We start from the raw sequence: 24,478 nt of genomic DNA on the forward strand, positions 1-24,478 counted from the left end.
GAGCATGAACCATGAAACGACATCCCTGCCGACGCTGGCACGCACCCTCCCCGAAGGCCGATGGGGGCAGGCGCTGGCGCTAGGCATGCTGGGCCTTGCGCTAGGGCTGGCATGGCTTCTGGTGCTGGATCCAGTCTGGAACCTCTATGCCGACCGCGTACAGAGGCTGGACCTGCAACGCGCCACACTCACCCGCATGGAGCGGTTAGCCAGCGCCCTGCCAGCGCTGCGGCAGACGACCGCCACATCTTCCCCAAATCCCTCGCAACTGATCGACGGCACGACCGACGCCATCGCCAGCGCCAACCTGCAAGACATCCTGCAAACGATCGCTACCACCACGGAAACCGAAATCACGAGCGTCGAGAACGTGCCTTCGGCAGCGGCCGGGCGCTACCGGCGCATCGGGCTGCATGTCGTCGTCACCGCTCCGTTCCCCACGCTTATCCGGCTGCTCACCCGGCTGGAACAATCCACGCCGGCAATCGTGATCGACGGGCTCCATCTGCGCAGCGCCGAAGACACAAACAGCGCATCCGCCCCCCCTGGATTGCGACATGATCCTCCACGCCTTCCGGCGGACGGACGCCCCATGACTGGCACCCCCCATCTCCACCCTACCCTCACCGCCTGCCTGACGACGATGATGCTCAGCCTCGGCACAATGCCGACACTCGCGGCTCCGCCTCAGCAGGACCGCAGCCAAATCGACTCATGGCAGCAGACGATCTTGGCGCGCCCTCTGTTCAGTCCTACCCGCCGCCCGACCAACATGCCCGGCACGGGCGACACCATGCCCCGTCTGACGGGCATTGTCGTCGGCAGCAGCCGGCGGCGCGCCATCTTCATGATTCCGGGGCAGGATCGCGGGCGGATCGCCGATGTGGGCGACCTCATCGGCCCTTGGCGGATCGTCGCGATCGAGAACGACACGATCCGGGTCCGTGACATGGCGGGCGAACATATCATGCGCCCAGACCGCAACCGCCTGACCGACACCCGGATGGGTGCCCCCCAGGCCACGCCCGCCCCTGCCCGCTCAGAAGAGCAATAACGAGGTCCCATGCGATGCATATCCTGATCCGCATCCTCGAAGGTATGGCGACGTCCCGCCGCAGGCCCAAAGGCACGATACCTCGCGGTATAACGCCCTTTCGGGCGATGCTAGCCCTGTGCCTTTCAGCGGCGGGATGTGACAATAGTCCACAACGGGTCAGGCCGTTGCCCGGCGCCTTCCCCCTGGCCACCCCCGCTCCCGATAGCGCCCAGGGACGGATCGGCACGACCGACGCGTCCGGCCAGGTGCAGTACAGTTACGGCCGCAATACCATACCATCGTTGCGTCCTTCGGGTGTTGCGGCCGACGAAGGTCAGATCTCGCTGAATTTTGTCGACACCGACATCCGCGATGCCACGGCTCAGATCCTAAACGATATCCTGCATGTAAACTACACGATCGATCCAGCGGTGCACGGAACGGTCACCCTGCATACTTCCGCCCCACTCACAAACACACAGGTACTCCCAGCCTTGCAGATGATCCTGGCCCAGGTCCAAGCCGTTCTGTTGCACAGCGATGGGCTTTACCGCATCGTCCCCAGCCAAGGCCAACCGGCCGGATCCCAACCCGGCAACCCTCAGTCTGGCGTAGCCGGAATGACCGACAACCCTGCACTGGGCGGCAATATCCTGGTCCCGCTGCGCTACGCCGAGGCCGCCAGCCTGACACGCGCCTTGCAACCTTTCGTCCAGTCCGGCGCCCGCCTCACCCCGATCGACAGTAGTAACGCGGTTATCGTCAGCGGCGATCCGGCAGCACGCAACGCACTGGTCGAGGTCATCCGCGCATTCGATGTGGACTGGCTCAGCAGTCAGTCCTACGCACTGCTTCCGGTCGAATCGGGAACAGCCAAGGATATGGCATCGGTCCTGCAGACAGCCCTGCACGGCAGCGGCGGCTCCCTGGCGCAGATCGTGCAGGTCCTGCCGCTCACCCGCGTCAACGCGGTGCTGATCGTGGCACGCAATACGCGCTATATCGACGACGCACGCCGCCTGTTCGCGCTGATCGAACGCAACCGCCGCACCACGATCCGGTCCTGGCACATCTTCTACGTGCAGAATTCCAACGTGAACGACGTCACCTACACGCTGCAACAGGCCTTCACGCCGGACAACATCACCGCGCTCCCTCCCGGCAATGCTTCCGGCACAGCCTCGCAACTGGCCCAGACCGGCTTCACCGGCGGCATGAGCAACGCCATGGGCAATCTGGGCGGCGGCGCCACAGGCGCGACGACAGGCATGGGCGGCGGTATGGGTGGTCTGGGTGGCAACACGGGCATGGCAGGCGGACTGGGCGCCAACGCCTCGACCGGCCTTCCCCAGACAGGCGCACAGGGCGCAAGCCAAGCCACAACAAGCACCGGTCAGCAGGCAGCGCCCTTCAACAACCCCCTGCTGGGTGGACTGGACAGTTCCGCGAACACCGAATCCCGCCCCCAGGGGATGCGGATCATCTCCAACGGCCAGCACAATGCAATCCTCATCTACGCCACCGATCAGGAAAGCGACAATGTAGAGTTGATGCTGAACCGCATCGACGTCATGCCCCTCCAGGTGCGGATCGACGCCGTGGTGGCAGAGGTCCAGCTCAACGACGCACTGCAATACGGCACGCAGTTCTTCTTCAAATCCGGCGGCATCAATGGTGTGCTCAGCACCAACAGTCAGACGATCACCACCGGTACACTGGCCACTGCCGCCTTCAGCCACACCCTGCCCGGGTTCATCATCGGCGGCGCCAGCGGCGGCGGCGCGCCGTTCGCAATCGACGCGCTGCAGAACGTCACCACGGTGCACGTTCTGTCCTCGCCCCAGCTGATGGTGCAGGACAACCATCCAGCCCGGTTGCAGGTCGGGCAACTGGTACCGGTCCAGATCGGCTCGCAATCCAGCACCATCGGCACATCGATCTACAATCAGTTCACCTACCAGCCGACGGGCGTGATCATGGAAGTGACCCCCCATGTCAGCCATGCCGGCCTCGTCACTCTGGACATCGCGCAGGAAGTCAGTTCGGTCAGCAACACGTCGCCGGTCACGACCACCAGCACCAGCACCAATCCGACCTTCAACGACCGCTCGGTCAGTTCACGCGTCGTGGTGCAGGACGGGCAAACCGTCGGGCTGGCCGGACTGATCACCGAGAACTCCAGCCGCGCCAACAGCGGCATTCCCTGGCTGAAGAACATTCCGATCCTGGGTTTCCTGGCCGGCAACCAGAACAACAGCCGCCAGCGCACCGAACTGCTGATCCTGATCACCCCCCACGTCATCCATGATGAGCGGGATGCGGTCAGCCTGATGGAAGATCTGCGCGACACGCACCCCAACGCCGCAAACGTGCCCGATGAACTGACACCGATGCACACGACCGGCAGTGCAGACCCCCTGCGGCCGCTCCGCCGACGGGTCGGGCTGGATCGGTGACCAGCCGCGTCCACGCACGGAGCAGACACACCCGTCAGGGCGGCTTCGCCCTGCTGATCGTGCTGTGGACGCTGGCAGGGCTGTCGCTGCTCGTCTCCATCGTCATCGCGACAGCCGGCACCGAACTCCGCGGCGTCCGTGCGCTGAGGCTTTCGGCCCAGATGCAGGAAGCCGCGGATGGAGCCGTCTGGCAGGCGATCTTTCATGCCATGGACCGCTCCGCCGCTCGCTGGGCCCTGGACGGCCGCGCCTATGTCACGCAGATGGAGGGGCTGACTTTCACCACGCGGCTGCACAGCGAAGCCGGCCTGATCAATCCCAACACCGCTCCCCGCCCCCTGCTGGCCGCCCTGATCGAGGCATGCGGCGGCACCGCCACCCAGGCGGCATCAATCGCAGCCAGCATGGTGGAATGGCGCAGCAGTGCGCAGGGAAACGTCGCGGCCATGCGCGCCCGCTATCTGGCTGCGGGGCTGACCTACCGTCCGCCGCAGGCCGCCTTCCAGACGATCGGCGAAATCGGGCTGGTTCTGGGCATGAATCCGGACCTGCTGCGTGCGCTCACGCCCCATCTTTCCGTCACGCAGCCAAACGATCCGGACATCACACAGGCCGACGCCACAGTGCGACAGGCCCTGCGCAGGTCAGGCGAGTTCCCGCCCCCGTCGCCCTCAGGCGACAAGAACCGCCCCAATAGTTTCCGGGTCGAGATTACCGTCCAGGACGGCCATGGTGGCCGCGCCGCCCGTCAGGCGGTCATCCTGCTCACCCCGGCGACACAACCCGGCACCCCTCTCACCGATATGGTGCATATCGTGCAGCTACAGCAGGAGAAGTAAGAGAATACTGAACAATCTCTTATTCAGACAGTCAGATTGCATATTCTATCGGTGGCAGACTCTGGTCCATCGTCAGTGAGGGCAAACCCCGATGCGGCGCACCGACAACCCGTGCAGGATTGCCCACCACGGTCGTAAACGGTGCAACGGGCTTGAGCACGATCGACCCCGCACCAACCTTGGCACCCTCGCCGATTTCGATATTGCCCAGCACTTTGGCCCCGGTTCCAATCAACGCGCCCCGTCGCACCTTGGGATGCCGATCGCCGGCTTCCTTCCCGGTTCCACCCAGCGTGACGTTCTGCAACAGGGCCGCGTCATCCTCGATCACTGCCGTCTCACCCACAACGATGCCGGTTCCGTGGTCGAACATGATCCGCTGCCCCAGCCGCGCCGCAGGATGAATATCCACGGCAAAGACTTCCGACGCCCGCCCCTGAATGTAATGCGCCAGCGGCCGACGGTTCTCATGCCATAGCCAATGCGAGACCCGATAGGACTGGATCGCATGAAAGCCCTTGAAGAACAGGAACGGCACAAGCAGCCCGCTCGCTGCCGGATCGCGCTCGCGGAGCGATGCCAGATCGGCAACTGCCATGTCGACAGACAGCGGATGGCTGATCTGAAAATCCCTGATCAGCGCAAAGAGCGTCGCCTTGCGCACCAGATCGTTGCTGAGCTTGCGCGAGAGCAGATAGGCCAGCGCAGCCGCGAAATCCGGCTGGTCAAGAATACTCGGCCGCGTCAGGTCCCGCAAAACCGGGTCGCGATGCGCCCGGGCCTCACCGCGGATCAATTCCCATAAACCCGCCGGCGAAACGGAGGGAGCGACGGCATTCACCGCCGCCGCATCCACCCCGCCCCGCTCGAAATAGGCATGCAGGCTGGTGACATCCGCATCCGTCTCCTGTCCCCGCTCCAGGGACGGAAGAGATCGCATCCGGATCACCGCGCCTGAGCCAACCCGTCCGCATGGGCGCGACGGAACTGCCACACCACCTGCCGTGTCAGTTCGTCCGGCTCGGCCAGAACGCGATTATGAAGCGGGCGTACGCTGTCATGCGCGGCATAGAAGCGCCGCGTCTTGCGGTCAGCTTCCACGATCAGCGCCCCCAGAAACGTGCCTTCGATTTCGACGATCCGTGATTCAAACATTTCCTGCTGCCTTGTCGTTCCGCTTGCGCGGGTCCGCCGGCAGCATTCACCGCCGGCGCGTTATCGGGCGGGCGCCGGTCCCATACGACCGGCCAATTCCCCACTACATCGGTCATTGCGATACATTCGCGCATTCATGAGCGTCATCGGACTCCACACTCCGGATGATCGCGCCATATCCCTATGGCGACAGAGGAAACGATACTGGCTTCCTGCTTCCCGTCAAGGTTAAAACACCACATATTCGTATGATAAATTATACCACAAAATTTTATGACATTAATAATGTCACCCCCAAAACAACCCATACATCTAATTGTTTTACATATATTTTTAATATCCTTCACTATCTTGCCCGAACACAAAAGGCAGCCCCTTCATACCCCCACCCAAGGAACGGCATTACCCCGCACATTGATTGAGGTTCCTATAATACCAAATTTTACGTTGAATATCCCATATAACGATATATGCTCGTTATCGACACCCATCAGATCGGGGTCAGGCTGGAAGGATAACGGCATCATGGGCATTCATCTCGGCGACGTCGCACCGGATTTCGAGCAGGAAACGACCATCGGGCCAATCAGCTTCCACAAATGGCTGGGAAACTCATGGGGTATCCTGTTCAGCCACCCCAAGGATTTCACCCCGGTCTGCACCACCGAACTTGGCGCCGTCGCAAAGCTCGCTCCTGAATGGGCGAAGCGAAACACCAAGGTCATCGGTCTGTCCGTCGATCCGGTAGGCAGTCACGCCGAATGGGAGGCTGACATCGCCGAGACCCAGGGCGCAAAAGTCGATTTTCCGATCATCGCGGATTCCGACGGCAAGGTCGCAGCCCTCTACGACATGATCCACCCGGCGGCAGACCCCAAGGTGACCGTCCGCACGGTGTTCATCATCGACCCCGCGAAGAAGGTCCGGCTGACCCTGACCTATCCGCCATCGGCAGGCCGCAATTTCGATGAAATCCTGCGTGTGCTGGACAGCCTGCAACTGACGGATCGCCACAAGGTCACAACCCCCGCCAACTGGCACGAGGGCGACGACGTGATCATCGCCCCCTCGGTCACGGATGAGCAGGCCCGCGCCCTTTTCCCCAATGGCTGGAAGACTCTGCGCCCCTATCTGCGCCTGGTCCCCCAGCCTCGCTGAACAGGAGACCCCGCGATGACGCTGTTCCCAGGGCGGCAGGTCCCTGACTTCACGGCACAGACGACGGCGGGCCAGATCCATTTACATGCCTGGCTGCGCGGAAGTTGGGGCATCGTCATCACCCACCCGGCCGATTACGATCTGGATGGCCTGCGCCGCGCCGGTGCATGGGCGCTTACCCGCGCCCAACCGGTCCGACTGCTCGGTCTTTCTCCCTGCCATCACGACGACAGTCCGCACGCCCCAGGCTTCACGATCGTCAGCCGGCAGGATGCAAGCCGTGTCGCCAGGAACTGGCAGGGTAAGGCACCGGATATCGGCGACACCCTTCCCGCCGCACCGATGGCAGAGCGCGCGGTGTATGTGATCGGTCCCGACCTGACGATCCGCACCGTCCTGTCCCATCCGCCCGCGCGCGGCAGGCATTTCACCGACATCATTCAGGCGGCAGAAGCCTTCGGGCTGGACGATATCCCCCTCCGCCCAGTCCGGGCGGCCTGAATCACCCGCTGCCTTACCGCGTTTCACTCACAGGAAAAGGGACAAGATCCGCGGCAGGTTCCCTGAAAAGCATATAGCCATCACGACCGGCCGCCTTTGTCGCATAGAGGGCGGTATCGGCGCGATGGATCAGTTCATCGGCGGTGATGCGGTCCATTCCGGTCATCACCGCACCGATGCTCGCCGTAACCGACCGCGTGACGCCTGCAATGCAGTAAGGCGTCCGCAGCGCATCCGAGACCATGACGCACAGTGCCTCACATTCCACGGCGGAAAACGCACCTGGAATGAATGCGGCAAACTCATCGCCGCCAAACCGGCCGACACAGCCGCCACGCCACGTCACAAGGTCGCGCAGCCGGACACTGAACGCCTTGAGGAATGCATCTCCCGCCTGATGCCCCAGACTGTCATTGACCCCCTTGAAATCGTCGATGTCGATGAACAGAACCACACCCGGCTGCAGCGCCTCGACCACCGACTTCAGCACCGCCTCGAATTTCTGGCGATTCATGGTCGATGTCAGCATGTCATGGGTCGCGGCATGTTCCAGATTGGCCTTCATCATCATCAGCCGCCGGGTATCACGCCGCTTTTCACCTACCGCATTGTTGATCGGCAGCACGACCAGCAGCAGCGAGAACAGGTACGGCTGCATCATGCCCTCACGCATCAGGCTGCCGTCCGGCGACAGTCGGGCGATCGGCCCCAGTCCCCACGCCGTCAGGGCCGAGGCAAAGGTCGAGACGAAGAAAACCGCCGTCAGGCTCCACGCCGGTCTGGCATGAAAGGCGAGCATCGCCAGCGCTGGATAGAGAAACAGAAACAGCGGAGAACGTCCCCAGGCGAAGCTGAGGATCGTCAACACGATACACGACACCAGCAGGGCAACGTTCTCTTTCTCGACCCGCCAGACCACCTGCCCCGGGCGTGCATAGCGGAGTAGCGTCAGAACGGCGGGCGTAGCCAGCAGCAGCCCCAACGCATCGCACAGAACCCATTGCATCCATTCACGGACTGGTGGCGTGGCGTCACCCAGCAGCATATACTCGATAGCGACTCCAATCGCCGCCTCAATGGCCGCAGACAGCAGCGCGATGATGGTAAACGCCGCAAACCGGCGCGGTCGGGTGAGATCGATCGTCGCCCCGCAGAATCGGCGCGTCATCGGTGCCGCGACAAGCACCTGCACGACATTGAGCGCACAGGCAAGAAAGCTCTCGGTTGGCGACAAGCCGCCGGCAAAACTGTTGATCTCGAAATTAAGAGCAAGACACGCCACCAGCACCAAAGCGGCCATACGCGGGCGCAAGCTCAACAGAGCGACCAACATCGCCGCATTCGGTGGCCAGAAGGAAGAATAGCCGAATGCATCCGTGACGAAGAAACGGGAGATCAGGCAACTTAGGCCAAAAACCGCCACAAGCATCGCGGCCGTTGCACTACCGCGCCTGATTTCCGCTGAACGATAAGGTCTCCAGCCCAATCCCCCCCCCACGCGCAGCGTGTCTGGTACAAATAGTACCCCGATAAGCATCAAAAATAAATGCTATTCAACACACGCGCGATTCCGCTTGTCATCCGCTTCCCAGATCAGGCGTTCAGATGGTCGCGCCTTCCCCGCCGATGGCAGGATCGGTGCGGCTGGGCCGCCCGCTCTCGCAATGACCGGCGAAGCGGAAAACACGGCCGCCCCCTGGCTCCAATTCCACCGTCAGGTCATACCAATGGTCGCTCCGGCCGATATCGATCGTGACATCGACCGATCCCTGAGGGGGTACCACGATCTCCCGCCGCATTTCCCCGTATGCGTCCGCGATCACAACTTTACCCGCAACGCCGACATGCTGGCCCAACCGCAGCACGACGACATTCGAAGATACCCCCACTTCCAAAATCGCAGCAAACCCGACACAGACCGCAAAGCGACGATAGAAGCCGTTAGGGCCATGTATCGTCACCGGTTCGTTTCCCGTGCACGCAAAGACATGGCTGTCCCCGGCCCCGACCGTGTAATGGCGCACGCCCGCGCCATCACGTACCCGGAACACAGCCCCCTGGTGACCGGCACAGCCCAGCCGAATCCTGCCATCAGCTTCCAGATCGGCATGAAGATCGTAAGGGAGGGGCCGAGCCGGGCGTGACCCGACTTCCTGCCGGGGCAGAACCTGCGGATCGGGAATGCCTGGCGGTGCTAGGCCACACGAAGCCCGGGTTCGAGCCGGATAGGAAGCCGTATCCGGTAGGGCCTCTGGCCATACCGGATCCCGACGTGTGAAGTCGAAGGCCGAAGTCAGGTCTCCACAGACCGCGCGACGCCAGGGCGTGATGTTCGGCGCAGTGACACCGAACCGCACCTCCAGAAAGCGCAGAACCGAGGTATGATCGAAGACCTGCGAATTAACCCAACCTCCCGTAATCCAGGGCGAGATCAGAAGAGCCGGCACCCTGGGGCCAAGGCCGACCGGTACGCCATCATACACCTCACCCGTCAGCGGAACGCTACTCGCTCCCCGCGCCTCCCCCACGGCTGGAACAGGAGGCGGAACATGGTCAAAAAAACCGTCATTTTCATCATAATTCAGGATAAAAACCGTCTTCGCCCATACATCCGGATGCCGCACGAAAACATCCATCAAGTGCGAAATCAGGACTTCCCCATAGCCGGGCGGCGCGTCGGGGTGTTCCGAGAGAGCCGTAGGCGGCACGATCCACGACACTTGCGGCAGGCGGCCGCTCGACACATCCCGCTCGAACGCCTCGACCAGGTACCGGCCCTCCGAACTGTTCATGTTCGCTCGATTGGACCCGGGAACGATCTGCCGCGCGCACTGATATTGCCAAGAACGCAGGTCCAGGTCACGAAAGGCGGCGAACGAGGCAATCGGGTTGTCACCGAAATTGTCGTATTCCTGATAAACCCGCCACGAGACCCCGGCGGCCTGCAGCCGTTCAGGATAGGTCTCCCAGCGGAACGGCACAAAAGATGCGCGGTCATGCGCCATGTCGGCGGTCCAGTTGCCGTCATCGACATTCTCGATCGTCTGTCGCCCCTGATCGCCCACGGCCAGCCCATTGGTACCGCTAAACAAATAGAGCCGGTTCGGATTGGTGGGCCCGAAGATCGAGGCATGGTAGGCGTCGCAGATCGTGAATGCATCTGCCAACGCGTAGTAATAGGGAATGTCCGCTCGAGTGAAATGGCCCATCGTCATGGCCGTCTTGCGCGGTACCCAGATATTCCAGTCGTCCCATGCCGACTGCGTACCTTTCCAGCTATGGTCAAGGCTGGCAAGGCACGCGCTGGACGTATGATCCGTATCGAAACGAAAGGGCAGTACGCGGCCGCCCTTCCCATCCGGCTGGGCGAAGACCGAACTCCCGTCCATCAGGCGCTCGGCCTTGGGATCGCCGTAGCCACGCACCCCGTTCAGGCAGCCGAAATAATGATCAAACGAGCGGTTCTCCTGCATCAGGATCACCACATGCTCCACATCCGCGATCGTGCCAGTCACATTATGCGGGGGAACGGCCATGGCCCGACGAAGGTTGTCGGGCAAAGCTTCCCCGGCCGCTAGGCCTGCACTGCATTGCAGAAAACGGCGGCGTCCGAGGGTAAGTGCCATCAATCTGTCAGAAATGCTTACGCAGGGTAAAGAACACCATGCGCGGCGCACCCGCCTGCAACGTGGCAAATGTATGCGCGGGATCCGAGAACACGAACCCGTTGGTGCCCACTGATGCCACATAACGCTTGTCGAACAGATTGCTCACATTCACCTGCGCATCCACGCCACGCAACACCCAGTTGTTGCTATGGAAACGATAGCCCACATTCAGGTTGAACACGTCATTCGCCGGCACCCATGCATCGTTCAGATACGTATAAGACCGCTTGTCCTGAAACTGCATATTGATGTTACCCCAGATCGACCCGTCATCATAGCCGATCTGCACATTCGCCAGGTTGCGCGGCATGCCCACCACGTCCTTGCCCCTGGTGGCGTAAATGGTCCCACCGCTATTGACGTTGTCGTTATATTTCGAGTCGTTGAAAGCATAGGAGGCATAAATCGACCAATTGGGCGCGAACTGGTAGTTGAAGGCGAGATCGACGCCGCGTGCGGTCACACCACCGACATTGGCCAGAGCCGAGGCGTTGCCCTGCACGCCAGTGCCCTGAGTGATAGTCAGCAGCCGGTTTTCGAACTCGACATAATAGCCCGTGATCGAGGCCTGGATATTATGGTCGTGATAGCGATAACCGATTTCCTCGGAATAGGACATTTCCGGCTTAAGCTTGTTCCTGATCGCTTCATAGCCTGCGATCGTCGTGGCGAACGGACTGGTCGCCCCGGTGTTAGAATTGTCGAACGCCGCCATGTTGCGCGCGAAATCCGCGAACACCTCATTATGCGCATTGACGCGATAATTGGCACCGACCTGCGGCAGAAACCCGTTACTCGCCTCTATCGAACCAGACGGATAGCCGTCATCCCCCTTCACACCAAAGATATTGCTCCCGATCTGGCGCGCCTTGTTGTCCACGATCAGCGACCGGAAACCGTAATTCAGTTTCAAGGCCGGCGTGATCTGCCACGTATCCTGTAGGTGGACCTGATAGGTCTTGGTATTGAATGCGCCCTGCCACTGGGTGGCAAACCAGTTATTCTGGTACCAATAGGTGCTGCTTGGCGTTCCATCCAGACCCAGAGGATAGAAGCGGCGGGCCTGTTCGAAATCGTTATTCTCGAACCAGAATCCACCTTCGATCGTATGATGGCCAGCCTTGTATGTCAGGCCGCCGAGAAAACCTTCACGATGGATATCATACTCGGTGGTCCGCACCGAAAGCGGCGAGCCACCCAATGCCGCCGGCGTCGCCTGATACGGTGTTGCCCACACGCCTTCACCGCTATTGGTATGGCCATAAACCGACGCAAACCCGGTGAGGTTGGGGGCTAGGTCGAAATCCAACCGTCCATAACCCATCGCGTCCTGACGCAGCCCCGCCGCATTGTAATAGACAAAATCCGGATAGCTGCCGTAATTGGTATTACCGATTCCCGCCGGATAAGGCGTACCGTTTTGGTAAGCATAACCGATCTGCTTGGCCAGATTATAATTTCCGGTAATATTGTCGACTCGGTATCCGTATTTCGCAATCGTCGCCAATGACAGGTCCTGATAATCGTTTTCCTGTCGCAGCGACCAGTCCCCGAACAGCGTCAGCTTCACATGCTCACCGAACGGCTGGATGAACTTGGCGTTGGCCTGCTGCTGGCGCTGGATACCATCGCCCTTCCACTTGTTGGCATCCTGATAATCATAGGAGACATAGAACTTCCCGCCACCGGGCAGCATGCCGCTATTGACCCGCATGAACGTGCGCCAGGTTCCGGCGGAGCCAACCGTTCCCGCCACATCCACGCCAAACTTGCTGGTCGGGTCGATCGAGGTGAATTCCAGCGCACCACCTAGGTTGTTCGAAGCCGCTACACCCACCGACCCGGCTCCCTGGGTCAGAGTTGCACGCCCGTTATTCTCGGTCTGGAGCGCCCGGCCGATCGACAACCCGTTATCATTCCCATAAGCCAGATTACCCAGCGGCACGCCATCCATCGTGAAGCCCAGCCGGCTCTGGTCGAACCCGCGGATAATGATCTGCTGCGACCATTCATAAGACCCCAGAGGGTCCGACGAAGTGAACATGACGCCCGGCAGTTTCGAAAGTGCCTTGAAAGGGCTGGTGCCCGGCACATATTGCTGGATAGCCAGATGCGACACAGTCTGCGTTTCACGCGCGGCCCCCGCCCCCAGCACCACGATCGCCTCGTTCCCGCTGGCCACATGCGCTACCGGGGCCGGCACGGCGGCGAGACGCGCCACCGCAACCGGCGCCGCAGCTTTCGGCGCGGCCTGGGTCTGCACGGGAATTGCCCGCGCATGCGTGATGGGCTTGCGAACCTTGTTTTTCTGGCTCGCAGTGGCCGCTGTCGCCCCCTGATGAATCATCGTGGCGGCAAGGCAGGTGGTCACGAAAAGGACTGCGCTCTTGTTCATATCGCTCCATCCAACTGGCTGCGCCTCGTCAGGAAGCGGCCTCCGGCTGATAATGGCTTAATATGATTGGCGCCCGAGCAGGTCTCGTTATGATTTCATGACAATCATTTCTTTTCCATCCGACTTATTTGTGTAACATTATATTCAGAACAGGTAAAAATAAGAACAAACTCATCGAGATGACGGGCAACGAAACGAAACAGGATCGCGACGTTTGCATTTCCCCTGCTGATCGGATCAGCAACCCATACGCCTTTCCAGGCAATTGATTGGCTTCCGAGAAAAAGGGGTGCGGACGCTTGGTTTGGTCTCAAGCACGTCCAGAAGTATCCTGATGCCCGCACCCGGAAAACAATCGGATAGCCACCCTCTTGACCGGCCTGTCTGGCAGGCCCTGATAGCTCGTCAGAGCAGTCTCGCCATCACCTGCGGTGAGGTCCTACGATTCGATCCCGCCAATGGCCCGTTCGCGGCGGCCTGCGACGGAGTCTGCAGCTGCTCTGCGCGATCTGGCCCATCTGGCGGCGGAGGGAGAAATCTGGCTGCTGGAAAAACACCGCCCCTGGCCATCCCCGGACAGACCCTGCTCGAGCGGGCCGACTCCACGCAGATAATGGCCTGCATGACCACTACTGCCCCACGCCGCTTTCAGATCTTGGAAGAGGGCATCGACGAGGCGGAGGAAATGCTGGCGCTGGTAACAATGACGACACAACCCGGCGCCTATCGCCCCCGCACACACGCACCAGGCCATTTCATGGGTATCCGCGACAAAGGCCGCCTGGTAGCGATGGTCGGCGAACGCACGTAACCGGCAGAATTTGCCGAAGTCAGCGGCGTATGCACCTATCCCGAGCATCGCGGGCGCGGTTATGCCGGATTCCTGATGCGGGAAGTCGCTACCCGCATCCTGGCGCGTGGAACCACGTCCTTCCTGCATTGCTACGCAACCAATGCCGGCACGATCACCCTGTACGAATCCCTGGGATTCGCGCCCTTCCAGACTGTCGCCGCCGCCGTCTTCTCGTCCGCCTGACTGGTGGGCCTAATATTTTTCCACGGCACGGACGTGAAAAAGGCGGGGCGACAAGATCACCCCGCCCCTCTGGCTTCCCCGTCCGTTATCGCGCGCTAGCGCCGGTTCTGTACCGGTGCCGTTCCGGTAGTGAGTGCCGGGGCCCCGCCGCTCAGATTGTCGAACGGTGTCTCGTCCCGCACGCTGTCGATGCCACCGGCCGGAGCGGGATGATGCAGCCCGTCATATTGCAGCACCGAGAACGTCATCGTCTGGTCCGGCGTCGGCAGCAGCCGGTCGTTCCAGCCACCGCCAAGCGCGCGGATCAGCCCGATTTCCGCCTGGAAATAGCGTGTCTCGACCTGCACCTGCGCAATCTGGGCCTCCAGTGCCGCTTCCTGGGCGATGATCGCGTCCAGATAGGCGGACACTCCCCCCTTATAGAGGGTCATGGTCATGGTCTGCATATCCAGCGCCGCAGACGTTGCCGCCTTCAGGCGGTCATTCTCGGCCCACAGCCGGTTGGTGCGCGAAAGCCCGTCTTCCACCTCGCGGAACGCCGCGAGAACCGAAGACCGGTAATGATCGCGCGTCTCGCGATAGCTGGCCCAGGATGCCTGCAAGGCCGCGCGGCGCATGCCGCCCTCGAAGATCGGCATCGAGGCGGAAGCACCATAGGACCACATGCTGTTTGCCAGATTGGCCAGATCGAACCCATTGGCATCGAACCCGCCATTGGCATGGAGCGAGATATGCGGATAGAACGCCGCCCGCGAAACCCCGATGGCGCGATTGGCCTGTGCCATCTCGCGTTCCGCCGAAGCGACGTCCGGGCGCCTCTGCAACAGGTCGGAGGGCACACCGACCGGGATATGGGCGCGCACGAACGTCAATGTATCGGTCGGCGCGATGTGGAAATCGGACGGTGCGCTGTTGGTCAGTACCGCGATCGCATGTTCCGTCACCTCACGCTCGGCCTGGATGTCCAGTTCCGCCGCCTGGGTCACATACAGGCGGTTCTGGGCACGGGCGAGGTCGAGACGCGGCGCCGCCTGGTTGACGAGCTGCGTCTGCGTCACCTTCAGGGCCTGCTGGTAATAGGCGATGGATTTGCGATAGATCGCATCCTGCGCGTCATAGCCACGCAATGCGACGTAATCGCTGGCCAGTTCCGACTGCAGGCTCAGTCGCGCACCGGCGTAATCGGCTGCCTTCTCCTGGGCGGAAAACTTCGCCATGCGCACCTGGTTGCGGATCTCCGACCAGAAATCCGGCTCCCACGACGCCAGGCCGCCATAGAACTCGTCGGTCTGCGTCAACGCTCCCTTGTAACGGAACAGCCGGTCGGCCGACTGCTTGTTGTCCGACGCCCCGAAGGCCAGACCGAAATGCGGCAGCAGGTCCGCGCGCGCGCTCATGACCATGGCCCGCGCCTGGACGAAGCGCTCGGCCGCCGCCTGCAAATCCGCGTTCGCGGCAACGGCCCTGTCTTCCAGAGCGTCGAGCTGCGGATCATGCAGCAGCGTCCACCAGTCGGAAGGCAGTTGCGTGTCCGCCGGCGTCGCTGTGGCGAACGCCCCCTGACCATGCCAGCTTGCGGGCACGATATAGGTCGGGGGATGGTAGGCGGGCGCCAGATCGCAGGCGGACAGCGCCGCCAGCGACAGCATCGCCCCGCCGGACAGCATGGTCCGGCGCAGAGACCGCATGATCATCCCTCGATTTCCTCGTCTTCCTGGTCGTACCCCTTGGCCGGCTGGACGACATGCACCTTCTGCCCCTCCAGCAGGTCCGCCGGCGGGTTGTTGATGATCCGGTCAGAGGGCGAGACCCCCGACGTCACGTCGGTCTCGGCATCGGCCATCCGCCCCACCTGGATGTTGTGGTAATGCACCACATCGTTGGCATCCAGCACCGCGACCTGCATGCCCTTCTCTTCGAACACGAGGGCGGCCGTCGGAATCTGGAACACGCCTGGCGTCGAGGGTGCGGTCATCTTCACCGACGCGAAGGTGCCCGGCCACAGCTCATGCCTGTCGTTATCTATGGTAAATTCCGTAATCGCCGTGCGGGTGTTGGGATCATATCCCCGCGCGATGGTCAGGAAATCGGCCTTGAAGGTCCGGTTTGCAAACTGCGGAACGCTGACCTCCGCCGTCATGCCCGGCTTGAGAATATAGGAGAACGTCTCGGGCACCGACACGAACAGGCGCATCTTGTGCATGTCCGATACGGTGAAGAGCTGGCTGGCATCGCCGTTGCTGCCATGCTCCCCTGCCCCGCTGCTGACATAGTCGCCCACATTGATGTCGCGCGACGTCACCACACCGTCGAAGGGGGCTACGATGGTCTTGAAGCGTTCCAGCGCCTCGAACTGATCGACCTTGTGCTCGGCCGCCTGCATCTGCGCCAGCCCGGCCTTCTCGTTCGCATCGGCCACCGAGACCGACTGGCCCGACACCGCCTGCGACTTGCCCATGGCCCGCCAGCGGTTGGCACTGACCACGGTGAGGTTGTACTTGGCCTGGGCTTCCGCCAGATCGGCCTTGGCCTGGGCGTATTGGGCGTCCAGGCTGGGCGCGTTGATTTCGGCCAGTACGTCGCCGGTCTTCACCTCGGCGCCGTAATCCTTGTACCACATCTTCACATAGCCCGATGCCTGCGGGAAAAGCGGGGCCTGATACCAGGCATCGATATTCCCCGGCAGCGTCAGGGTGACGGTCTTCGGCGAAGGCTTCGCCTGGATCACCGCGACATCGGGCAGCGCATTGCGCACTGTCTCGGCGCGCAGTTCCGTCACCGCATGAACCCGGGTGACCACCTGATAGCCGACCAGCCCGACCAGGACACATGCCCCGGTGGCCAGAAGGGTGTTGCGTGACAGGGAAGCCATCAGACGGTCTCCTTCCGGCTCGACGAGCGGTTGTAGATAATCGCGTATACACAAGGGACGAACAGAAGCGTGGAGATGGTGGCGACGATCAGCCCGCCGATCACCGCCTTGCCCAGCGGCGCGTTCTGCGAGTTGCTGATCGACATCGGCACCATGCCCACGATCATGGCGGCGGCCGTCATCAGCACGGGGCGTATGCGCCCGTATCCGGCCTCCAGCGCCGCCTTCAGCGCATCGCCGTGCACCTCCATCCGCTCGCTGGCATAGGACACGACCAGGATCGAGTTCGCGGTGGCTGTGCCCATGCACATGATGGCGCCGGTCAAGGCAGGCACGGACAGATGCGTATGCGTCAGGAACAGGCTCCAGGCGATGCCTGCCAGGGCCCCCGGCAGAGCCGAGATGATGATGAACGGATCGAGCCAGGACTGGAAATTGACGACGATCAGCAGGTAGATCAGCGCGATCGAGATCGCCAGCCCGCCGATAAGCTGCGCATAGGCGCTGCGCATCGTCGTCGCCTGGCCTTCCACATCCACCGCTGCCCCGCGCGGCACGTCACCCGCCGTCTGGGCAATCACCTTGTTCACGCCCGAGAGCACGGTGCCCAGATCGGTGCCTTCGGCCGACACATAGATGTCGAACGCCGGCATCGAGTTGAAGTGCGAGACCTGTCCCGGCGTGCCGGTGGCGCTGATGGTGCTGACGGCGCCCAGCAACTGCATGCCCTTGCCGGTCGGATTGCCGTCTCCCTTGTCGACCGGGATCGACAGCAGGTCGTTGAAGTGGGTCAGTTGGTTCTGCGTCACGTAGGTGTTCAGCAGGAAGGTCACGCCCCAGACCGGATCGTACCAATATTGCGGATCGACGGTCGAACTGCCCGACAGCGTCATCAGCTCATTGTCGGCCAGGTCGGCGGCATCGATGCCGGTGGCCTGGCTGAAGGTCCGGTCCCCCTTCACGAACAGGGTCGGCGTCTTCATCGTCTGTTGCAGTGACACGTCGGTGGCACCGGGGACAAGGCGCAGCTTGTTCGTCAGTTGGAGTGCGTAATGATAGCTCTTGCTGAGTTCCGGCCCCGTGATCTTGATATCGATCGGCGAAGGCGAGCCGAAATTGAGGATCTTGGCCGTCAGGTCGGCCGGCTGGAAGGTAAAGACCGTGCCGGGGAAACTGGCCGACAGCCCCTTGCGCAGCACGGCACGATAATCCCACACCGGCGCTTCCGCCTCGGTCAGCGTGATCGTCAGGTCGCAATCCTGCGTGCCGATGCTCGGCGTTGGAATGAAGGCCTGGTTATGCGGTGCCTCGGCCAGGCCGCAATTGCTGACCACGTCATCCACCTTGCCTGGCAGCAGCTCATGAATCCGGTCGCTGACCAATGTCGCGATCCGGCCTGCCACCTCGATCCGGGTGCCCAGCGGCGCGCGCATGTGCATCTGCAACTGGTCGGACTTGATCTCGGGGAAGAAGTCGCGCCCGGCCACCAGATACAGCCCCATCGACAGCACCGACACGCCAAGGAAGATCGAGGCGAACCGCACCCGGTTGGCAATGGCGCGCCCCAGGAACGCGCCATAGGCCTCGCGGAAGCTGGTGAAGCGGCGCTCGAACCCGCGCTGGAAGCGCGAGAAGATATTGCCGCCCTGCAGATGGTCCGCATGCGTGTCATGTCCGTGCGCGCCATGGGTTTGCCCTGCCAGCAGGAACTTTGCCATGGTCGGCACAAGAGTGCGCGACAGGATGAAGGAGGCGATCATCGCGAAGATGATGGCTTCGGCCATCGGCATGAACAGCCAGCCGGCAACGCCGCCCAATTCGAACAGCGGCAGCCAGACGATGCAGATGCACGTCGTGGAAACGAAGGTCGCAATCACGATCTGGTTGGCCGCGTCGATGATCGCGACCTCCAGTTCCTTGCCCATTTCCAGATGGGTATCGATGTTCTCGATCATCACGGTGGCATCATCGACCAGGATGCCGACCGCCAGCGCGAGGCCGCCCAAGGTCATGACATTGATCGTCTGCCCGGCCCAGCCCAGACCGATGACCGCGCACAGGATCGCCAGCGGGATCGAAGTGGCGATGATGACCGTCGAGCGCCACGAGCCCAGGAACAGCAGCACCACCAGCCCGGTCAGGAATGCCGCCGTCACCATCTCGCGCAGCACGTCCGTAATCGAATCCTTCACGAAACCGGAAGCATCGTTGAGGATCGAGAGATGCGCGCTCGCCGGGATCACCTTCTGCAGCCGCGGCATCAGCGCCTTCACGCCCGACACCACGTCCAGAGTGGATGCCTCGCCACTCTTCATCACCACCATCACGACCGCCTGCCGGCCCTTGACGAGCACGAGGTTGGTCTGCGGATGGCCGCCGCGATAAACCTGCCCCAGATCGTGCATGTAGACGACCGAATTGCCGACGCGCTTGATGGGGATGTTGCTCAGTTCCTCCATCGTGCGTGGCTGGGCGTTGGTCGCCACCATCCAGTCCGTGGCGCCAATTTTCTGGTCGCCGGCCGGACGCACGATGTTCTGCTTGTCCAGGACGTTCTGCACGTCCATCGCCGAGAGATGGTGCGCCTGCAACTGCTTCTGGTCGAGCGCGAACATCACGAAGGCGTCCATGCCGCCATAGGGATGCGGCACGATGGCGCCGGGCACCGTCACCAGCAGGGTACGGATACGGATCTGCGCCAGCTTGAACAGGTCTGACGGCGTCATGGTCGGCGAGGTCAGTTCCAGCGTGATGACGGGAACCGAGGACGCTTCCAGCTTCATGATCATCGGTGCCGGAATCTTCTCCGGCAACTGCATCAGCACGGTCTGCGAGATCGCGGTCACATCCGCCTCGGCCGACCCGATATCCGTGCCGGGCTGGAAGAAGATCTTCACGATGCCACGGCCGTAATAGGAATCGGACTCCATGTGCTCGATTCCCTCGACCGTCGAGGTCACGCCCTGTTCGTAATTGTACATGACGCGCGCGGCGAATTCGTCGGGCAACAGACCGGCATAGGTCCATACCACGGCGATCGCCGGAATCTTGATATTGGGAAAGACGTCTGTCGGCGTCTTGAGGGCGGACATGACGCCGAACAAGACGATCAGGATCGACAGAACGACAAAGGTGTACGGCCGCCGCAGCGCCGTCACGACGATTGCATTCATATGTGAGCTTTTCCCCGTCCAGGGCTTTTACCAGCATCAGGAAGAAACAGGCCGCACGACCGCATCCGGAAGACGGGATGTGCCAAATTATTTCTTATCAGAAACAATTATCGGCGCACCTGCTGCCGCCAGGGCCGCGTCGGCCAGGTCGCCGCGCCGGGCGCGGGACAAGTTTCCTGCTTAGATCAGGGATTATGCAGTGTGATAGTCATCTCGAGCTCCCCGTGCGTGCGTGCCCGCAAGAGCGACGCTGTCTCTCAACAGCCTATACATAGGTATATTTCAAAACATGTATGAAAAAATGTCCATGTTCTGAAAACAAATTTCATGAAACCCGCGTCATCACACGGATAGGGCCAATTTATGCCCAACTCTTCATCATTTTATGGAAATTTATTGCGCAACGTAACATAAAACAGACATCATTACGTTGTAATGACAAGAAAGCGGCCGAGTTTCCCCGGCCGCTTTCTTTACCCGACATATTATCCGCGGCGGCGAAGCTGCCCCACATCGCGCACCGCGCCGCGCGCGGCGCTGGTGGTCAGCGCGGCATAGGCCTGCAACGCGACCGACACGGAGCGTGTGCGATCGGGCTGCCAGGCGGCCTCGCCCGTTTCTTCCATCTGCAACCGGCGCGCGGAGAGTTCCGCGTCCGGCAGGTCGACGCGCAGGACCCGGCCGGGAATGTCGATCTCGATCACATCCCCTTCGCGCAGCAGGCCGATCGCGCCGCCCTCAGCAGCCTCGGGCGAGATATGGCCGATGGACAGGCCCGAACTGCCGCCCGAGAAGCGGCCATCGGTGATCAAAGCGCAGGATTCGGCCAGCCCCTTCGATTTCAGGTAGCTGGTCGGATACAGCATTTCCTGCATGCCGGGACCGCCCTTGGGGCCTTCATAGCGGATCACGACCACATCGCCTGCCACGATCCGGTTGCCCAGGATGGCCGACACGGCGTCGTCCTGGCTCTCGAAGATCCGCGCCGGACCCTTGAAGCGCAGCAGGCCCGCCGCCACGCCGGCCGTCTTCACGATCGCACCGTCTTCGGCGATGTTGCCGTACAGCACTGCCAACCCGCCATCCTGGCTGAAGGCGTGCGCGCCATCGCGAATCGCACCGTCCGCCCGGTCGAGGTCGAGCGCGTGGTATCGGCTGGCCTGCGAGAATGCCTGCGTGGTGCGCACCCCGCCCGGTGCCGCGCGGAACAGGGTCTTCGCCACATCGGCCGCGTCAGGCGCCGTCACGTCCCACTGTTCCAGTGCCTGAGCCAGCGAGGGTGCATGCACCATCGACACCTCGCGATGCAGCAGACCCAGCCGGTTCAGCTCGCCCATGATGGCGAAGATACCGCCCGCATGATGTACGTCTTCCATATGCACGTCGGCCTTCGACGGCGCGACCTTGCACAGATGCGGCACCCGACGCGACAGCCGGTCGATATCGGCCATGGTGAACGGCACCCCGCCCTCATGAGCGGCAGCCAGCAGATGCAGCACGGTGTTGGTCGAGCCGCCCATGGCGATATCGACCGTCATCGCGTTCTCAAACGCTTCCATGGTGGCGATGCCGCGCGGCAGGGCACTTGCATCGTCCTGTTCGTACCAGCGGCGGGCCAGCCCGACGATCTGCCGCCCGGCCTCCAGGAACAGGTCGCGCCGGTCGGCATGGGTCGCCACCAGACTGCCATTGCCCGGGAGCGCCAGGCCCAGCGCCTCGGTCAGGCAGTTCATCGAATTGGCGGTGAACATGCCCGAGCACGATCCGCAGGTCGGGCAGGCCGACCGTTCGATCGACTGGGATTCGGCATCGCTGACGCGCGGATCGGCCGCCGAGACCATCGACGTCACCAGGTCCACATGGCGTTCGATGCCATCTTCCGTTATCCGTCCGGCCTCCATCGGGCCGCCCGAGACGAAGATGGTGGGGATGTTCAGCCGCATCGCGGCCATCAGCATGCCGGGCGTGATCTTGTCGCAATTGCTGATGCACACCAGCGCGTCGGCGCAATGGGCGTTGCACATATATTCCACCGCATCGGCGATCAACTCGCGCGAAGGCAGGCTGTACAACATGCCGCCATGCCCCATGGCGATACCGTCATCGACCGCGATCGTATTGAATTCACGACCGATTCCACCCGCTTCGGCAACTGCGCCGGCGACAAGCTGGCCCAGATCCTTCAGGTGGACATGCCCCGGCACGAACTGGGTGAAGGAATTGGCGATGGCGATGATCGGCTTGCCGAAATCGGAATCCTGCATGCCCGTGGCACGCCACAGGCTGCGGGCCCCGGCCATGTTGCGGCCATGCGTGGTGGTGCGGGAGCGATAGGCGGGCATGATATGTAAAGCCTTTCCGGACAGGGGCGGATCGTTGCGGGGATACGGCCCCGGTGCGCCGCGTCCCGGCGCGCCCCCTTATATGAGACGTTTCCCCCCGCCGTGAAGCACCACGCTATCCCCGCCCTGTTCTCACGCCGTCATGAACGGATGCAGCCATTGTTCCGCGGCCGGCAACCCCCATGTGCAGACGGCTGCACCACGCCCCCCATGAAGCGTGGACCCAAAAGGAGGAAATACCCCGTGAGCATCCCCGTACTGCATATCCTCAACGACAAGGGCCCTGCCGTCATCACCGTCGGTGTCGAGGAACCCGTCACGGCGATCGCCCGCCTGCTGGCCGAACGCCATATCGGCGCCGTACCGGTCGTCGACGCGGCGGGGCACCTTGCCGGCATGGTCTCGGAGCGCTCGATCGTCGATGCCCTGGCGCATCACGGCGCGCAGATCGAGGGCCTGACGGCGCGCGACATCATGACCCGCGAGGTCCCTACCGCGACCCGATCGGAGGATATTCACTCGGTTGCCCGCAAGATGACGCGCCGCCATAGCCGCCATGTGCCCGTCCTGGATGGCAGCGGCCATCTGGTCGGGCTGGTCAGCATCGGCGACATCGTGAAAATGCGGCTGGAGGAAGCCGAGAGTCTGGCCCGCGAGATGCGCGCCTACGTCATGCAGGAGGGCGGCCACGCCTCGGTGCCGCCCCAGCCGTTCGCCTCCTGAAACCCTGAACGCGGGCACGCGGACCGCCGGCAAATAGCATCCCGCCGCCGGACCATGGTATGCACCCTTCCTCGCAGAGAGGAAGGATGCTCCCCTTGGCCGATCCCCGGCGCGGGCCTGCCCCGGTCCGTTCCCCCCAGGGCTTTTCCGGCCAGTTGGCCGAAGTCGATCTGCGCCTGCTGCGTGTATTCCGCACCGTGGCGACGCTTGGCGGTTTCGCCGCCGCCGAACTGGCGCTGGGCAAGAGCAAGTCGTCGATCAGCATCGATATTTCGTCCCTGGAGCAGCGGCTGCGCATGCGCCTGTGCCGCCGGGGCCGTGGCGGATTCTCCCTGACGCCGGAAGGCCGCGAGGTGCTGCGCGCGACCGACGACCTGCTGCGCGACATCGACCGCTTCCGCGACCGGATCAACATCGCCAGCGGCGTGCTGTCCGGCCGTTTCGCGCTCTATGTCATCGATAACATACTGATCTATGGCGAAACCGGCATCATCCATGCGCTGGAGATGTTCGGCCGCCAGCATCCAGAGGTCTTTATCAGCATGACCTCCGCCTCGGCGGCCGATATCGAGCATGCGCTGCTCGACGGACGTGCGACAGCCGCGCTGACCCTGCTGCCGGATGCCCAGCCGGGCCTGAGCGCGAGCATACTGATCTCGGAAACGCTGCATCTTTATTGCGGTCGCCGGCACGCCCTGTTCGACCATGATGGCCCGTTGACGCTGCCGATGCTCGAAGAGGAACGGCTGATCGACGCCTCCGATGCCGCCACGGCATCCGACTGGCCCGCCATCCGCCGCTTGACATTCTCCGCCTCGGCCGAAACCATTGATTCGCGCGCGATGCTGATCCTGACCGGCGCCTATCTCGGCGTCCTGCCCGAAGCATTCGCCGCCCCGATGGTCCAAGACGGTCAATTGCGTCAATTGCGTCAATTGTCCTGCGTCGATCTGCCCCGCTGATGACCCAATGACATTGCGTCGTTAAAAAGAACGCGGAAGCAGCCTGATGGCCGACGCGTTCCGCACGGCCCTGCATGCGGTATCCGACAACGACGCCTGACCTCTATCTATCCTCAAGACATAAAAACGAAGGGCTCGCGGATAGCATTCCGCAAGCCCTTC

At 62.3% G+C, this 24,478-nt stretch carries 17 protein-coding genes and 1 pseudogene; 9 read left to right on the top strand and 9 right to left on the bottom strand.

The features are described 5' to 3' along the window. Window positions 1–4: 4 nt before the first annotated feature. From gspM to C7453_RS09685, 3 genes are all read left to right on the top strand, one after another. Entirely contained in the window at window positions 5–1,054 is a 1,050-nt protein-coding gene (gspM, locus tag C7453_RS19355) for a type II secretion system protein GspM (RefSeq protein ID WP_245948953.1), read from the top strand. A 167-nt stretch (window positions 1,055–1,221) separates the two neighbouring features. Beyond that, window positions 1,222–3,492 (top strand): type II secretion system secretin GspD, encoded by a 2,271-nt coding sequence (gene gspD / locus C7453_RS09680; RefSeq protein ID WP_245948954.1) that lies wholly within the window; start codon window positions 1,222–1,224, stop codon window positions 3,490–3,492. After that, on the top strand, window positions 3,489–4,331 hold the full coding sequence (locus C7453_RS09685) for a type II secretion system minor pseudopilin (RefSeq protein ID WP_114727325.1): 843 nt from the start codon (window positions 3,489–3,491) through the stop codon (window positions 4,329–4,331). Before gspD ends, C7453_RS09685 begins: the two co-directional genes overlap by 4 nt. 31 nt (window positions 4,332–4,362) lie before the next feature. Here the strand turns inward: C7453_RS09685 and cysE are convergent, their stop codons facing one another. Both cysE and C7453_RS09695 read right to left on the bottom strand, forming a co-directional pair. Beyond that, window positions 4,363–5,271, bottom strand: coding sequence for a serine O-acetyltransferase (cysE, locus tag C7453_RS09690; protein ID WP_114727326.1), 909 nt, complete (start codon window positions 5,269–5,271; stop codon window positions 4,363–4,365). A gap of 5 nt (window positions 5,272–5,276) precedes the next feature. Then, on the bottom strand, window positions 5,277–5,486 hold the full coding sequence (locus tag C7453_RS09695; RefSeq protein WP_114727327.1) for a hypothetical protein: 210 nt from the start codon (window positions 5,484–5,486) through the stop codon (window positions 5,277–5,279). A 525-nt stretch (window positions 5,487–6,011) separates the two neighbouring features. Between C7453_RS09695 and C7453_RS09700 the strand changes: the two genes are divergently transcribed. Beyond that, window positions 6,012–6,644, top strand: coding sequence for a peroxiredoxin (locus C7453_RS09700; RefSeq protein WP_114727328.1), 633 nt, complete (start codon window positions 6,012–6,014; stop codon window positions 6,642–6,644). Between the two features lie 15 nt (window positions 6,645–6,659). Next, window positions 6,660–7,145, top strand: coding sequence for a thioredoxin domain-containing protein (locus tag C7453_RS09705; protein ID WP_114727329.1), 486 nt, complete (start codon window positions 6,660–6,662; stop codon window positions 7,143–7,145). A gap of 13 nt (window positions 7,146–7,158) precedes the next feature. Here the strand turns inward: C7453_RS09705 and C7453_RS09710 are convergent, their stop codons facing one another. From C7453_RS09710 to C7453_RS09720, 3 genes are all read right to left on the bottom strand, one after another. Next, entirely contained in the window at window positions 7,159–8,682 is a 1,524-nt protein-coding gene (locus C7453_RS09710; RefSeq protein WP_114727330.1) for a sensor domain-containing diguanylate cyclase, read from the bottom strand. Between the two features lie 64 nt (window positions 8,683–8,746). Next, on the bottom strand, window positions 8,747–10,771 hold the full coding sequence (locus C7453_RS09715; RefSeq protein WP_114727331.1) for a phosphocholine-specific phospholipase C: 2,025 nt from the start codon (window positions 10,769–10,771) through the stop codon (window positions 8,747–8,749). Window positions 10,772–10,778: 7 nt separating this feature from the next. Further along, window positions 10,779–13,208 carry a TonB-dependent receptor gene (locus C7453_RS09720; protein WP_114727332.1) on the bottom strand — a complete coding sequence of 810 codons (2,430 nt, stop codon included), beginning with the start codon at window positions 13,206–13,208 and terminating at the stop codon, window positions 10,779–10,781. A gap of 622 nt (window positions 13,209–13,830) precedes the next feature. Here C7453_RS09720 and C7453_RS19360 point away from each other — a divergent pair. Both C7453_RS19360 and C7453_RS19365 read left to right on the top strand, forming a co-directional pair. Next, entirely contained in the window at window positions 13,831–14,019 is a 189-nt protein-coding gene (locus C7453_RS19360; RefSeq protein ID WP_245948955.1) for a hypothetical protein, read from the top strand. 21 nt (window positions 14,020–14,040) lie between these two features. Further along, window positions 14,041–14,244: pseudogene (locus tag C7453_RS19365) on the top strand (GNAT family N-acetyltransferase); the annotation flags it as partial. A 95-nt stretch (window positions 14,245–14,339) separates the two neighbouring features. On the opposite strand, the gene C7453_RS09730 reads toward C7453_RS19365, so the two are convergent. From C7453_RS09730 to ilvD, 4 genes are all read right to left on the bottom strand, one after another. Continuing rightward, window positions 14,340–15,938, bottom strand: a complete 1,599-nt coding sequence (locus C7453_RS09730; protein ID WP_114727333.1) for an efflux transporter outer membrane subunit — start codon at window positions 15,936–15,938, stop codon at window positions 14,340–14,342. Then, window positions 15,935–17,116: an efflux RND transporter periplasmic adaptor subunit gene (locus C7453_RS09735; RefSeq protein WP_114727334.1), complete on the bottom strand. Its 1,182-nt coding sequence runs from the start codon at window positions 17,114–17,116 to the stop codon at window positions 15,935–15,937. Before C7453_RS09735 ends, C7453_RS09730 begins: the two co-directional genes overlap by 4 nt. Beyond that, window positions 17,116–20,289 (bottom strand): efflux RND transporter permease subunit, encoded by a 3,174-nt coding sequence (locus C7453_RS09740; RefSeq protein WP_114727335.1) that lies wholly within the window; start codon window positions 20,287–20,289, stop codon window positions 17,116–17,118. Before C7453_RS09740 ends, C7453_RS09735 begins: the two co-directional genes overlap by 1 nt. 485 nt (window positions 20,290–20,774) lie before the next feature. Then, the gene (gene ilvD, locus C7453_RS09745; RefSeq protein WP_114727336.1) at window positions 20,775–22,631 is read right to left on the bottom strand and encodes a dihydroxy-acid dehydratase; all 1,857 of its coding nucleotides are present in this window, start codon (window positions 22,629–22,631) and stop codon (window positions 20,775–20,777) included. 243 nt (window positions 22,632–22,874) lie between these two features. Here ilvD and C7453_RS09750 point away from each other — a divergent pair, with 243 nt between their 5' ends. Next, the gene (locus C7453_RS09750) at window positions 22,875–23,354 is read left to right on the top strand and encodes a CBS domain-containing protein (protein WP_114727337.1); all 480 of its coding nucleotides are present in this window, start codon (window positions 22,875–22,877) and stop codon (window positions 23,352–23,354) included. A gap of 95 nt (window positions 23,355–23,449) precedes the next feature. Next, window positions 23,450–24,316, top strand: a complete 867-nt coding sequence (locus C7453_RS09755; RefSeq protein ID WP_245948956.1) for a LysR family transcriptional regulator — start codon at window positions 23,450–23,452, stop codon at window positions 24,314–24,316. Window positions 24,317–24,478 lie beyond the last annotated feature (162 nt).

It is taken from the genome of Gluconacetobacter liquefaciens (assembly GCF_003350405.1).
In the GTDB taxonomy this organism is placed as follows: domain Bacteria; phylum Pseudomonadota; class Alphaproteobacteria; order Acetobacterales; family Acetobacteraceae; genus Gluconacetobacter; species Gluconacetobacter liquefaciens.

Coding starts and splice junctions, on each gene's coding strand:
- C7453_RS09710 (WP_114727330.1), bottom strand. CDS start 8,682: ATGCTTATCGGGGTACTATTTGTACCAGACACGCTGCGCGTGGGGGGG.
- C7453_RS09730 (WP_114727333.1), bottom strand. CDS start 15,938: ATGATCATGCGGTCTCTGCGCCGGACCATGCTGTCCGGCGGGGCGATG.
- C7453_RS09695 (WP_114727327.1), bottom strand. CDS start 5,486: ATGTTTGAATCACGGATCGTCGAAATCGAAGGCACGTTTCTGGGGGCG.
- C7453_RS19360 (WP_245948955.1), top strand. CDS start 13,831: ATGACCACTACTGCCCCACGCCGCTTTCAGATCTTGGAAGAGGGCATC.
- C7453_RS09700 (WP_114727328.1), top strand. CDS start 6,012: ATGGGCATTCATCTCGGCGACGTCGCACCGGATTTCGAGCAGGAAACG.
- C7453_RS09735 (WP_114727334.1), bottom strand. CDS start 17,116: ATGGCTTCCCTGTCACGCAACACCCTTCTGGCCACCGGGGCATGTGTC.
- C7453_RS09705 (WP_114727329.1), top strand. CDS start 6,660: ATGACGCTGTTCCCAGGGCGGCAGGTCCCTGACTTCACGGCACAGACG.
- C7453_RS09720 (WP_114727332.1), bottom strand. CDS start 13,208: ATGAACAAGAGCGCAGTCCTTTTCGTGACCACCTGCCTTGCCGCCACG.
- C7453_RS09740 (WP_114727335.1), bottom strand. CDS start 20,289: ATGAATGCAATCGTCGTGACGGCGCTGCGGCGGCCGTACACCTTTGTC.
- C7453_RS09715 (WP_114727331.1), bottom strand. CDS start 10,771: ATGGCACTTACCCTCGGACGCCGCCGTTTTCTGCAATGCAGTGCAGGC.
- gspM (WP_245948953.1), top strand. CDS start 5: ATGAACCATGAAACGACATCCCTGCCGACGCTGGCACGCACCCTCCCC.
- cysE (WP_114727326.1), bottom strand. CDS start 5,271: ATGCGATCTCTTCCGTCCCTGGAGCGGGGACAGGAGACGGATGCGGAT.
- ilvD (WP_114727336.1), bottom strand. CDS start 22,631: ATGCCCGCCTATCGCTCCCGCACCACCACGCATGGCCGCAACATGGCC.